At 45.4% G+C, this 12941-nt stretch carries 8 protein-coding genes; 3 read left to right on the forward strand and 5 right to left on the reverse strand.

Going from position 1 to position 12941, the window contains the following annotated elements:
* Positions 1–22: 22 nt before the first annotated feature.
* On the forward strand, positions 23–2686 hold the full coding sequence (gene tssH / locus ACJJJA_RS02575) for a type VI secretion system ATPase TssH (protein ID WP_444903669.1): 2664 nt from the start codon (positions 23–25) through the stop codon (positions 2684–2686).
* Positions 2687–2949: 263 nt separating this feature from the next.
* Here the strand turns inward: tssH and ACJJJA_RS02580 are convergent, their stop codons facing one another.
* The 5 genes from ACJJJA_RS02580 to ACJJJA_RS02600 form a co-directional block, all read right to left on the reverse strand.
* Positions 2950–3831, reverse strand: coding sequence for a hypothetical protein (locus ACJJJA_RS02580; RefSeq protein ID WP_444883485.1), 882 nt, complete (start codon positions 3829–3831; stop codon positions 2950–2952).
* A 395-nt stretch (positions 3832–4226) separates the two neighbouring features.
* A complete protein-coding gene (locus ACJJJA_RS02585; RefSeq protein ID WP_152450772.1) occupies positions 4227–4520 on the reverse strand; it encodes a PAAR domain-containing contractile injection system baseplate protein in 294 nt (97 codons plus the stop codon).
* A gap of 3 nt (positions 4521–4523) precedes the next feature.
* Positions 4524–5102 carry a DUF6931 family protein gene (locus tag ACJJJA_RS02590; protein ID WP_444883486.1) on the reverse strand — a complete coding sequence of 193 codons (579 nt, stop codon included), beginning with the start codon at positions 5100–5102 and terminating at the stop codon, positions 4524–4526.
* Positions 5103–5118: 16 nt separating this feature from the next.
* The gene (locus ACJJJA_RS02595) at positions 5119–7026 is read right to left on the reverse strand and encodes a type VI secretion system Vgr family protein (RefSeq protein ID WP_444903670.1); all 1908 of its coding nucleotides are present in this window, start codon (positions 7024–7026) and stop codon (positions 5119–5121) included.
* 156 nt (positions 7027–7182) lie between these two features.
* The gene (locus ACJJJA_RS02600; protein ID WP_252084237.1) at positions 7183–7671 is read right to left on the reverse strand and encodes an Hcp family type VI secretion system effector; all 489 of its coding nucleotides are present in this window, start codon (positions 7669–7671) and stop codon (positions 7183–7185) included.
* Between the two features lie 591 nt (positions 7672–8262).
* On the opposite strand from ACJJJA_RS02600, the gene ACJJJA_RS02605 reads away from it, so the two are divergent.
* On the forward strand, positions 8263–10881 hold the full coding sequence (locus tag ACJJJA_RS02605; protein WP_444887820.1) for a bifunctional serine/threonine-protein kinase/formylglycine-generating enzyme family protein: 2619 nt from the start codon (positions 8263–8265) through the stop codon (positions 10879–10881).
* Positions 10882–10954: 73 nt separating this feature from the next.
* On the forward strand, positions 10955–12940 hold the full coding sequence (locus ACJJJA_RS02610) for a ShlB/FhaC/HecB family hemolysin secretion/activation protein (protein WP_444887821.1): 1986 nt from the start codon (positions 10955–10957) through the stop codon (positions 12938–12940).
* Position 12941 lies beyond the last annotated feature (1 nt).

The following is a 12941-nucleotide window of genomic DNA, read 5'->3' on the forward strand; positions in this document are numbered from 1 at the left end:
TTTTTAAAAGGATCTTTTTACTGTGATAAATATCGATTTGAAGCGGCTTGTTGATACCATGACACCGCATATGCGTGATTCTCTTGAAGGCGCAGCCGGCCTTTGTTTATCTCAAAATCAATACAATGTTGAACTTGAGCACTGGCTGCTTAAATTATTAGATCAATCAGATACAGACCTTTATCACCTACTGGAAAAACATGACTGTAATCCGGCAAATTTTGCTAAACAGCTTGCCTCCTCTATAGCTGGATTCCGCTCGGGAAGTAGCCGACCTCCTGCACTATCTCCGACAATTGTCGAAGCGGCAAAGAATGCCTGGATGCTGGCGTCTATCGACTATGGGCACCGTGCAATCAGTTCTGGACACTTCCTCGCAGCTCTGCTGTTGGAAGAGACTTCACGTCGACAAATTCAAGAATCTTGTCCAGAGCTTAAAAATATAGCGCCTGAGTCTATTCGTGAAACTGCCCGGGCGATGTTTGGGCAAAGTGGTGAGTCGAGTCATATTGGTGCTGCCTGCGCAACTGATGATGGCGCTGCTGCCGTAGCGGCCGCCGCTAGTAAAGCGCCAGCTCTCGATAAGTATACCGTCAACCTGACTGAAAGAGCGAAGAAGGGGGAGATTGACCCAGTTCTAGGCAGAGATGAAGAGATTCGGCAGTGTATTGATATCCTCACTCGTCGTCGACAAAACAACCCGATTCTCACTGGTGAGGCAGGTGTTGGTAAAACAGCCGTAGTTGAAGGCTTTGCTTTACGAATTGCCAGTGGAGATGTACCTGAGCCTCTACGTGGTGTAGCAGTTCGGACGCTGGACCTGGGCTTACTTCAGGCCGGTGCTAGCGTAAAGGGCGAGTTTGAGAATCGTCTTAAATCTGTGATTCAAGAGGTCAAATCCTCCCCAACGCCTATTATTTTGTTTATTGATGAAGCTCACACCATGATTGGTGCAGGAGGCAAGGAGGGGCAGGGAGATGCGGCCAACTTACTTAAACCCGCTTTAGCACGAGGTGAGCTGAGAACATTGGCAGCCACGACCTGGGCTGAATATAAGAAATACTTTGAGCGGGACCCTGCTCTGACTCGGCGTTTTCAGGTTGTAAAAGTTGAAGAGCCCAGTGAAGCAAATGCCATTGATATGATGCGTGGAATTGCCACTACTCTTGAAGCACACCATAAAGTACGCATCCTTGACGAGGCAGTTATTGCTTCGGTTAAGTTATCCCACCGCTATATTCCTGGGCGTCAACTACCTGATAAATCTGTAAGCTTGCTGGACACCGCCTGTGCCCGCGTGGCCCTGAGCCAATCAGCTACTCCTGGCGCTATTGAAGATGCTCAAATTAATATTGAGCGGACTAACACAACGCTTGCTAAGTTGGAACGTGAAAATGCAGCGATGGGTGAGCACGAAGAACAGCTGACAGAACTGAAAGAATTCAAGCTGACTGAAGAGCAGAGATTATCCTCATTAAAACAACAGCTTGTTCAAGAAAATGAGCTGATTGAACAGATACAAAAAATTCGAGATCAAATTGACTCCGAATTTATGAAAGGAAAGAGTGAAAATCTGGAGCCCGATTCAGCGCTTTTAGCTGACTATCAGCAACAATTGAAAAGCCTGTCTGCAGAGCTTGAGGTAATACAAGGTGATACACCTTTGATGCAGCCATCTGTTGATGAGCAGGCTATCGCTGCGGTGGTTGCCAACTGGACAGGTATTCCTGTTGGGAAAATGGTCAGTGATGAAATCGTAGCTGTGAAAACTCTGGCTGGGCGCCTGAACAAGCGTGTGATTGGTCAACCCCATGCGATTGAGGCTGTTGCTCAGGCAATTCGTACTTCACGGGCAGGATTGACTGATCCACGCAAGCCAGTTGGTGTATTTATGTTTTGCGGCACTAGTGGCGTAGGTAAAACTGAGACTGCATTGGCTTTAGCCGATGAGTTGTTTGGTGGTGAGCAAAACATCACTACGATAAACATGGCCGAATTTAAAGAGGAACACAAAGTATCTATGCTGCTAGGGTCTCCTCCCGGATATGTAGGGTATGGGGAAGGAGGAGTTCTAACCGAAGCTGCTAGGCGTAAACCTTACTCCGTAATCCTACTGGATGAGATGGAGAAGGCCCATCCCGGCGTACAGGATATTTTCTACAACCTGTTCGATAAAGGTACCATCAAAGATGGTGAAGGTCGTGATATCGACTTTAAAAATACCGTTATCATTATGACCTCTAACGCTGGTGAGGATGCTATTAGGGCTATATTCAGCCAGGTAGAGAAAAAGCCAGAACCAGATGTACTGCTAGATAATATACGTCCCCAATTACTACAGAAGTTCAAACCAGCGTTTCTTGGCCGTGCTAATGTTGTTGCCTACTATCCACTGGATGACGAGAATCTGGTTGAAATTTGTAAAATCAATATGCGTAAGATTGAGAAGCGTGTTCGTGAACACTATGGCGCTTCTTTCTCATATGATGAGGATGTACTTATCAATATTGTGGCGCGTTGCCATGAAGCAGATACTGGAGCCCGCAATATTGAGGTAATTCTAAATAAAACTTTATTACCAGAATTGGCCAGTGAATGTTTGGATAAAATGGCGAAAGGTGAAGAGGTTAAGGCAATTAAAGTGTCTGCGACTGAAGAGGGTGATTTCGCCTATAAAGTAGAATAATCTGGAAATTAGCCCAGTAGTGCTAAACTCCTGGGCTATTCATGATGTATCCAATACCTTAATTAAAAAACGCTAAGTGAATTAATTTAATTTATATTGGTTTTTATCTATTTTGGCGTTGTGTTTGGATATAATTCCTGAAAAATATACAAGTGAAGCTTCATAAGCTATATGGGTTATTCAAATAATTTTCTTGCTGGGGAATTTAGTGCATTTTTCTATGTTTGAAGGGGTGCCTAAGGTTTTTTACTTTGTGCGATAGATTAATTCACCTGTCCAATGCTGCCATATTTTCTTCGTCTAGCTATACCATGTTCAACACGAATAGTATTTTCTGAAATTGTCAGTGGGTCATTAGGGAGAACATTGTTGTCATCGCTTAGGCCCCCTACATTAGCTAGCTCTTCAAGTAAAATTCTTTCAGTTGTTACCCAAATCCAGCCTTGGGTTCTCGTAGTAATAACATTATTTGGGTTGTTGACGGTTCTATTGAGATCTGGAATTCTAATGCTTGCCCCGCCAGTATTTACGCGAGCCCTAAAGAATCGTGATGGTTGAGTTACTTGAACATTATGTAGCATGTTTTGACGCTCATCTACTAAGCAAGTAATTTCAGTTGCGCCACTTAAATAAACTCCACGATTTATTCGATCAGCGTGGCCGAGCTCATGTGCCAACGTGATAAAAATAGGGCAAGCACCGCCATCAGTCACAGTGCCATTTTGATTGAGGTTTGTGGTAGTCTGAACTGTGTTATTCCAGTGGACACATGCACTGGCTCCTGCGCTCATTACTTTTCCCATGAAACCTTGATCGTGTTTAACCAGTGGGACGTAATACTTAAAGTTACTCCATACCCTATCTTTTAACCACTTATCTGGAACTGCCGCTAATCCCGCACTTTCAGTTATTCTTGTATCATGTGGGCTGGCAATAATCCGAGAAACAAGGGTTGCACTTTGAGGTAGCTGTAAGAGTGCATTGGTCATACCAACACCCCGTGTAATTCGGGTAACCGTACGAGCACCGAAGTGATATTTTTCTGCAGAATATGCTAGGGCATTGGCTTGCCCAAGAAGAACAGTTAAAGCGTTTCTAACTTGATTAATAAATGCAACATTGGTTGAATCAATACAAAGTCCCATAAAATCCTCCTTTTATGGTTGTTGATTGTCATAAAGCTATGGCTCTTATTTACTTCAATAGGAAAGTTTGTTGGCAGCCAGTAGATTTTCATTTTTGGGCATGAAGGTATGTATTTGTAGTTGACTAAGCAGTTCTTCTCGAAGTAAAAGATAATAAAATGCGAAAAACTAATCGAGATATTTTTGGAGCAAGTTAGACATAAAAGACCTTATTCTTAGTTGAGTTGTATTATATTTTTGGCTTTTATGGTCTTTTCTAATTTTTTTAATTTATACTGCTAATTGGTGCGTCATGACAAACAGAGTTTGTCTTATAAGGGTTATTAAGTAAATTTATTGTCCCTTAAATTCTTTTTTTGCTCTTATTTAAGTTAAGCAAAGGCCACTGTGAGTGGTTAACCACCAATTAATACTGTTGGACACCCAATAACAATCTTCCCTCCATGTCCAGTTGTATCCCCCATACGGGCAGCTGGTTTTTTTTGTAGCATTACGGTAGTGCTACCCATAGCAACAGTATCTGGTGGTCCCACACAAGTACAAGTGCTGCCAACAGTTGCGGATGGCATGCCGCCGATGATTACTGTTGGAGCACCTGGGCTGAGAATAGGGCCGCCTACATGAGGTACCGTACCAGTAACCATGGGGCATACATGCATATCGGTGATACGTGAAGCTGGCTTGCCCATAATTTAATCCTTCACTCTTCCATTGCCGCCGCGGGCCAGATCCAGACCCTGTTTCATATAGCGGTCAAAGCGTTTGGCGGGGTCTACTGGGTCAGATAAGACTGCTGCTAATGTAATACTGCCAGCCACTGCGTGCGCATAGAGGTGTTCTGGCGGTTCAACCACAGGCTCGCCTTCGGCTGCGAGGCTGCCGTGACACCAGCTGGCAGCGGTTGCTGCCCAGCTTGCGGGCGTCTTGTGTTTGGTTTTATCACCCAGTGTTTTACAATTTAATCGCGACTCCTCATTGGGTTTTTTAGCCCAGGTTTCTGCTGCGATCAATGCACTAACGTTGTCTTCGTCAGTCTCAGGACTTTGTATATCGCGTGCCGCAAGGCAGGCCCACCATACCGCTTCTCGTTTTGGCAGTCCGTGGGCTAGTAGTTTTATTGCATCCGGATAGAGGCCAGCTTCTATCAGTTGATTAATGCTAACTTCAGGTGCGGTATCTGGCACCAGATGCTCTTCCGCCTCCTCGCTAACCTCAAAATTCTTAAGGAGCTCAGCTGCAGTTAACGCTTGTACTTTGATCAGGTCGGTCATCTGCTGTTTAATCCCATCAATTGATCATGGTAACGCCACCTTTTAAGGTAAGCATACCACCGCCCTTAACTTCAGCCGTCGCGTCTCCTTTGCAGGAGAGCATTGTTCCTTTGATGGTAATACCTGCCGGCGTTAGCTTGATACTGCTGCCACCAACCTTTAACTCAATTGAAGCCTTGGAGGATATCTTGATTGCCCCCATAGCATCGGTTGTTTGGGTGCCTTTACTCACCTTAAGGGTATGGTTGCCTGAACCGATAGTGACAACCTGGTTGCCCTTATTGACATTGAGTTTTTGGTCCCCTTTGGCAATGGTGATAACTTCGCTACCATCCGTGACGGTAACACTACGATCCTGTTTGATTTCTAGTGTTTGCTGGTTTTCAATTTTGCCGGTTTGATCGTTATGGATCACAAAGTTATGATCCTTGCCAGCTTCCATATAAATTTCTTCATTGCCACCCTTGTCATCAAACCTAAGCTCATTGAAAGTGCTACCTTCATACTCGGTTTTCCAGCCACTTTGGGTCGCTGTGTAGTTGGGCCCAGGGTTGTCACCGTTATAAACCGCCCCGGTAATCAATGGCCGATCCGGATCGCCATTGATATAGGTAACAACGACTTCTTGGTTAACTCTTGGAACAAAATTCGCGCCCCAGTTCTTACCGGCAAAGGACTGCATTACCCTTACCCAACAGCTGTTCTGTTGAGAATTCCATGGGAATTTAACTTTGAGCTGTGTATAGGGATCCTGTGAGCTGTCTGAAGCTGTGGCCTTGACCTCTAAAACTCGTGCTACCTGTGGTGAATGGATTTTTTTCGCACATACATTGGGCTGTGGGCGTGGCATTACCGTAGAAGGTATACAGCTAAAGGTGTTGTGGAAGTGGGTATCAATACCATTTCCATCTGCTGCAGAAGTATGCACTGAGGTAATAAGATATTTGCCCTTTTCAGAAGATAATGAGTGATCGAAATTGAAACGACCGCCTGCAGTAAAGGAGGGGCAATCACTGCGACCGTGGCTTACATCAAAAAGTGCTTCTTGCGCTTCCATTGCTCGTTCGGCAAGTGCTTTGTGATAGCTGTCTGTAAATTTGTGCTTGTGCTCACCATCAACCTGGAAATGGTTTAAGCCATAGAGGCCGCGCATATAATTTGCAACATCATTAAGCTGGCTAGTCGTTTTTACCTGCTGCTTGTTGTCTTTAGTTGCTGTGTACTCGCTATAATCTTTAAGCTCAAACCCACCACCGTGATAGTTGAAGTTTCTTCTCCAGCTACTTATGGTATTTTTGGTTGGATGGCTGCCTCCGCCGTCATACTCAATGTCAGCGCTTTCACAATCATAAAAGTCTTGAGAATCGTCGCAAAGAACGAGTTCGTGCTGTCCTGTGGAATGCTTGAAATAGTAGGATATGCCTTCTTCAGCCATCAGACGATTGATAAAATCAAAGTCGCTCTCGTCAAACTGAACACAATATTCACGGGTAATATACTCAGCATTTAACTTTAACGTGAGTTTTATTACTCGGCTATATTCTCCCAGAACCTCTTCTAGAATCTGCTTGGCAGATTTGTTTTCAAAGACTCGATTGCTGCCAGCCAAACTGGTAAACCACAGACCCGGTTGCAAAATGGCGCTATAACTACGTACACCCTCAGCATTAACATCATGTAGAGAGAACTGGGTAACGTAACCATTGATATGGCGAGGTGTTTCAGAGTGGTGAATGGAAACTGTTACCGGTTTGCCAACAATATCCTTTTGTTCAATAGCATGGTCATCAGAAAGCAATTGCACTTCATAGCGGAAAAGCTTAGATATATGCTCTTCGCCTTGCAGGGTCGTAGCAATTAGCGCATCTGTGCCAACCGGGCTATCGACCGTAATCATTCTTTTATCTTGATTGAGTGTAGCCATGGGCAGCCCCAACTATCCCTACGGTGCCTGAAAGAAATGAGAAACTAGCAGATTTGCAGATCTTTAGCTGAATACTCAATGAGCATTCAGCTAAAGACCTGTAGACAGCCCGCAGAGATTCTGCAGGCCATCTTATCCCAAAAGGGTATAGACCTATTACAGCGGAGTAGCGGTAGTGAGGTCGTATCCAACACGCATGTTTTTGGGGTTCTTGTTGGATTTGTCAGCGTGATTGAGGTCAGCCTCAATCTTGGCAAAGCTAAGGGAGATGGATTCCTGAGGTGCGCCGCCAGCAGAAGCACCGATGCTGTAAGAGGAGATCAGTACGTTTTCTAGCTTATACACAGCGTACTTTTCTACAGAGTTAGCGCCAGTTTGTACAACGTGGATCTCAACAGGTACGCCTTCGTCACCAGTTACGGAAGCCTTAAACAGGCCACCAGATGCAGCGTCAATACGCTTGGTGAAGGTAACTTCGCTCAGGCTCGGACGAGAAGCTTCACGGTTGGAGGTAGCGCCGGCTTCCATAGTGATACCGCGACCAACACCAAAGTTGAAGCTGTCAACTTCGATCCAGTCTTCGTAGCCCTTGGCAGTAACGTTACCCTTAGTGGCGAGGCTGTTGAAGTTCATGTAAATAGCCATGGGAAATCCCTCTTTGTTGGCTTGAGATATTGGTGGTTAGTTCCTTGCTACCGAATTAGTGCGGTAACTCAGATGGTGTCGCAATGACAACTGAGGTGATTTAAACAGAGTGAAATACAAAAAAAAACCGAAATTTCAGCTTATAAAATCGACTCTGGCACTAATTATCCAGGGGAGTATATTGATTGCTGGAGGTATGCCGTCTGCGCTTATTCGACTCTGACACTAATTAATTTTCTATTGAACAGAAAAGCATGATGTCAAAAAAAATGAGTATTTGAGGAAAAAATATTAAGAATTGTTAACGGAATCACGTTAATAAAATATTTTAAGTTAGGGATTTTCTTCTGTCAGGTGAGCTTGTAAGAAGGTGTAATTATTTGTCTTCAGTATCAGTTTCTCTTCTGAGTCTGTAATTGTCGAGTAGTTTTTTCAAAACGGTATATAGTCAAATATATTTGCTTACCTGTTCATTGTTGCCTAAAAGGCTGTTCGATATACTTTGCCCCTTATTTAGCTTGACAACCTGCCCGTAGCAATATTTTGTTACGGTCTTTGGATGTGTCGAAAAGCTTTCCCATGGAGGCGGAATTGAACGATAAGACACGTGTTGTTCGGCCGAACGGCAATCTGCCCGGACCGGATCAATCTAAAAAGGGACTGACAGATGATGGCGACGTAACCGTCGTTGTTAATCAGGACTCCACTGGGAAAAATGATCACCCTCCGGTGCGGGGTGCGCAGGCAATACTGCCCTCTGCTGCATCTGGGTTTAATCCAGATGCAACAGTTTTTAGCCCTGCACCTCGAAAGAATACCGGCCAAAAGAAAGAGCTGGGCCAACTTTCTGGTGGAATTTCTGCAAACCCTATTGATACTTCTGACTCTTTTGAGCCATTGCCATCTGGCGCTGTAACCAAAACAGTGATCAAGGGGCGATTTGAGCTAGATAAGCTCCTTGGGGTTGGCGGTATGGGAGCTGTTTATAAGGCACTTGATCGCCGTAAGCTGGAAGCGAATGACAGCGAGCCTTATGTAGCAATCAAGCTGTTAAATGATGATTTCCAGAAACATCCTGATGCCTTTATTTCCTTACAGCGCGAAGCGCGTAAGTCACAAACGCTGGCCCACCCCAACATCGTAACGGTTTACGATTTTGACCGCGATGGTGATCGGGTCTTTATGACCATGGAGTTTCTCGAGGGTGCACCGCTTGACAAACTCCTGCGAGAGCATGCGGATGTTGGGCTGGAACCCGAAAAGGCGCGCTCTGTTTTTTCTGATATTTCCCAGGCCCTCATTTACGCCCATTCCCATAAGATCGTCCATTCCGACTTTAAGCCTGGCAATATCTTTGTTACCAGTAAGAAAGGTGCGAAGGTTTTTGACTTCGGTATTGCTCGAGCCGTATCTGAAGGGGGGATCGCCAATAAAACTGGCGAGACTACGGTTTTTGATGCCGGCAGTCTGGGAGCTTTGACGCCCGCCTATGCCAGTTACGAGATGCTGAAAGGGGGGGAGCCCGCTCCATCTGATGATGTCTATGCCCTGGGTTGTGTGGCCTACGAGCTATTTTGTGGCCGGCATCCTTATGACAAGGTTCCCGCCGACAAGGCCTTAGAAAAGAAGCTACGCCCGAAACGTATCAGGGGATTAAATCGACGGGAGTGGCGTGCTCTTGAGGCCGCTCTGCAGCTAAAACGAGAAGATCGTACTGACACAGTAGAAAAATTTGTTCAGGCATTTTTTGTCAGCAATACCTGGAAGTGGGTATTAGGTGGGGCTTTCACCATGGTGCTTGTAGGTGCTGGGGTGGGCTATAGCCACTTGGAACAGCAGAATACAGCTGAGCAAGAAAGAGTAAAGATTGAGCTTGAAAAGAAGCTCCAGGAAGAGCTACTACAGCGGCGAATCAGTGATAAAAAAGAAGCGATTAATCGTTTGGTGTCACTGAGTATCCTTACTCCAGCCTGGGAAAAGGACCTTCGCTTGGAGCTTCATGAGTATTCTGAGCTTAACCCCAGCGATGAAGAATTTCTCGATAATAAACGCCGTGAAATTTCGGAGCTGTTTCTCGCCGCGGCTACCGGTCAGTTAAACCTGGGTAATCTGGATCAAGCGGATTCCATGCTGGAAAGCGCTGCCAGCTGGTATGGCGTATCCAGCCAGGCTGTTGCGATCAAATCCCAGCTGGCTACGGATAGAGAGAACCTGCGAGCTCGCTTGGAGGCTGAGCGCCTAGAGGCAGAGCGTGAGGCTGAGCGCATTCGTCTTGCGGAAGAACGCGCTGAACGCCGACGCTTGGCCTCTATTAAAAACAGGCAAATCGACACTGTTCTGGCCAATATGGAATCCACACTTACCTGTGGCTTTGATATGAATGTCGCCGCTGTGGGAGCGCAGTTATCTCAGCTGGCAGGGCTAGATAGTGTTAAAGCCAGACAGATTCGTCCGGTTGTTGGTGAAGAGCTTAATAACTGTGCCACCAAATTGGGTGCTGAAGACCCACTAAGGACAGAGGCTCTAGTCGATGAGTTCAGGGCGCTCCTGCCTGGTTATCAGCCCCTCAAAGAATTCAAGCTGGATTTTTGTGGACACCTAATCCCAGGTAGCGGTGGCAGGGGAGATCGCTACAGCTGTCGCGATCGTCTTGCAGATGGTACCAAGGGGCCAGCAATGGTAGTGGTTCGAGGTGTGAGTGGTCGGCCCTTGGCAGTTGGAAAGTATGAAGTAAGTAACCGAGACCTCGAGCACTATTGTAGTGCAACCAAGCAATGTGCAGCCATCGATATCGCCGCGGGCGATCTGCCAGCCAATAACTTAACTCTTCAAGATGCAGAAGCGTATATCAGCTGGTTATCCGATGAGACGGGGTACCGTTATCGCCTCCCATCAGAGCAAGAGTGGTTTGCGGCTGCCAGTGCTAATGGCGAGGAAGAGGTTGCAGATCGCAACTGCCATTTAAAGTATGGCGGTATTGAGAAAGGGGTCGAGTTGGTACCAGCCCAGGACGGATCGACAAATAGATTTGGCCTAGTGAATGCTGTGGGCAATGTTCAAGAGTGGGCGAAAGGTACTGACGGGGAGTTACTTGCGCTTGGCGGTAATCGACAAGACCCCATGAGCCGTTGTCTCGCTACATCCAAAAGGTTGCATGCAGGACTCGCAGATGAATTAACAGGCTTTCGCATCGTTAGAGATGTGAATTAATAAAAAAATACGCCTCTTCTAGCCATGTGAAGGCTGGATTCGGCCAAATAAATATGAGTAATTTGGGGGAGTTATGCTTGGGCTTGGAAAAAGTAAGCTGGCGCTATTTGTGGGCGCAGGCTTCCTGCTATCAAATTTGCCTGTTTATGCTCAAGACGAGGGTTCCAGTTTTCGCAGTCGTGTAAAGCAGGCTTTTGACCAGGATACGCCAACAGTTAATGAGGCGGACGTAACCAAGGACTTCCTGCAGCGCACCTATGAAGCGGAAGATCCAAATTTGAATACTGAGATTCCAGATATCTCTCAACGTAATCAAGGCCCAAGAATTACTGTAAAAGAGTTTAAGTTTCATAGGTTAGAAGAATACCCAGATTTTGGTATTGAACGTGAAATTGTCGAAGAGATGGCAGAAAAACTTCGCGTCAAATTTATGAAAGAGGATAAAATCCTCGCTAGCGGTTATACGGTTGATAACCTAGAGGAGTTAGCAGTTTTATTGGGTAATATGCAAGCCCAATTTAATCCAGGTGGTTTGGGGCCTGCTGAACTCAAAAAACTCGTCAGTGTCATTGAGAAGCAGAATAAAGAGCGTGGTTTGAGTTACGCTGATCTGGAAGAAATTGCTGCGGAACTGACTAATTTTTATCGTCGCCAAGGACTTTTTCTCGCTCAGGTACAAATTCCTGCCCAAGATGTTGAGGATGGCGTTGTAACTCTGACGGTTCAAGAGGGATTGTTGGGGCAGGTCGCTGCTGAGGATAATAAAGAATATGCTCTAGAACAGCTGGCTAAGCCCTTTGAGAAACAAAAAGGTAAGCTAGTTAATCACGATAATATAGAAGAGGGTCTTTACCTTCTAAATGATCTGCCAGGCTTAAATGTTACCGGCTATTTTAGTGCAGGTGAAAATCCTGGTGAAACTAAGCTCAACTTGAAAGTACGCGATGCGTCTAGCTGGAAAACTTCATTTAGGGTGGATAACCACGGATCAGCTTATACTGGTGACCAGAGATTTTATACAACCGTAGACTGGTTAAACCCTTTGGGTATTGGAGATGCACTTACCATTGGCTATTTGAAATCGACTAATGTTTCCGATTTTGATTCGGACTTCGGTTCTGATCTTGGCCAGTTAAGATACAGCCTTCCACTATTTGGACCGCGCACTAGGCTTGAGTTAACAGCAGATTACAATGACTTTGTATTGCGTGATGTTGAGGATCCAGATAACCCTGTAAATGTGCTCGATATTCATGGTGACAATACCAGTTACGCGCTTACAGTGGATCATAAATTTCGTCGTTCTAGGGGTTTCAACTTGACGGGCTCTTTTGGACTTACTGATAAAAAGTCCAATCTACGTGCAATTACCAAATTTGATGAGCCTGGAGATCATGTATACGGCGGTGAACTAGGTTTTTACATGGACCACCTCTCCAGTGGTGCTATTTCCATGCTTAATATATTGAGTACCAATATTCAATATGGGGAGCATCAAAGGGAACTTGAAGGTAAATTGCAAGCAGCGCGCGGTGACCATTTTACCAAAGTGTCTTTAAATAGTAGCTCACTACTATTTTTGCCGATGCCGTTCACTAATGATCAGTCTCGCCTAATAATTAAAAGCCGTATACAGCAAAGCGATAATCCCCTGCCTGCGTTTGAGCAGATGTCCTTGGGGGGGGCTAATGGAGTTAGAGCCTTTGATGTACGAGACTTTTCTGCTGATAGGGCCGGACTTTTATCTGCCGAATGGTATCCCAGTTTCCCCGAAGTGGTGAACCCTATCTTATTTGGTCAGCGCCTAAACGATATGATGCAAATTGCGTTATTTGCCGATGTGGGTTACGGCATTGTGAATAACTATAAATCAGGGAAAGAGGATGACTGGGCCAGGCTTGCCGGAGGTGGTCTGCTGTTTAAGTTTACCTGGAATGAAATCTTCTCCAGCAAAGTATCAGTCGGTTGGCCTATTGAAAAAGCCTCTTCCATCGAAGGTACTGGTGAAGATATAGATCAGCCTATGGTCTATGCCGATTTTTCCATTTTTTATAACTAAT

The organism is Microbulbifer mixtoriginis (SeqCode) (genome assembly GCF_052466865.1).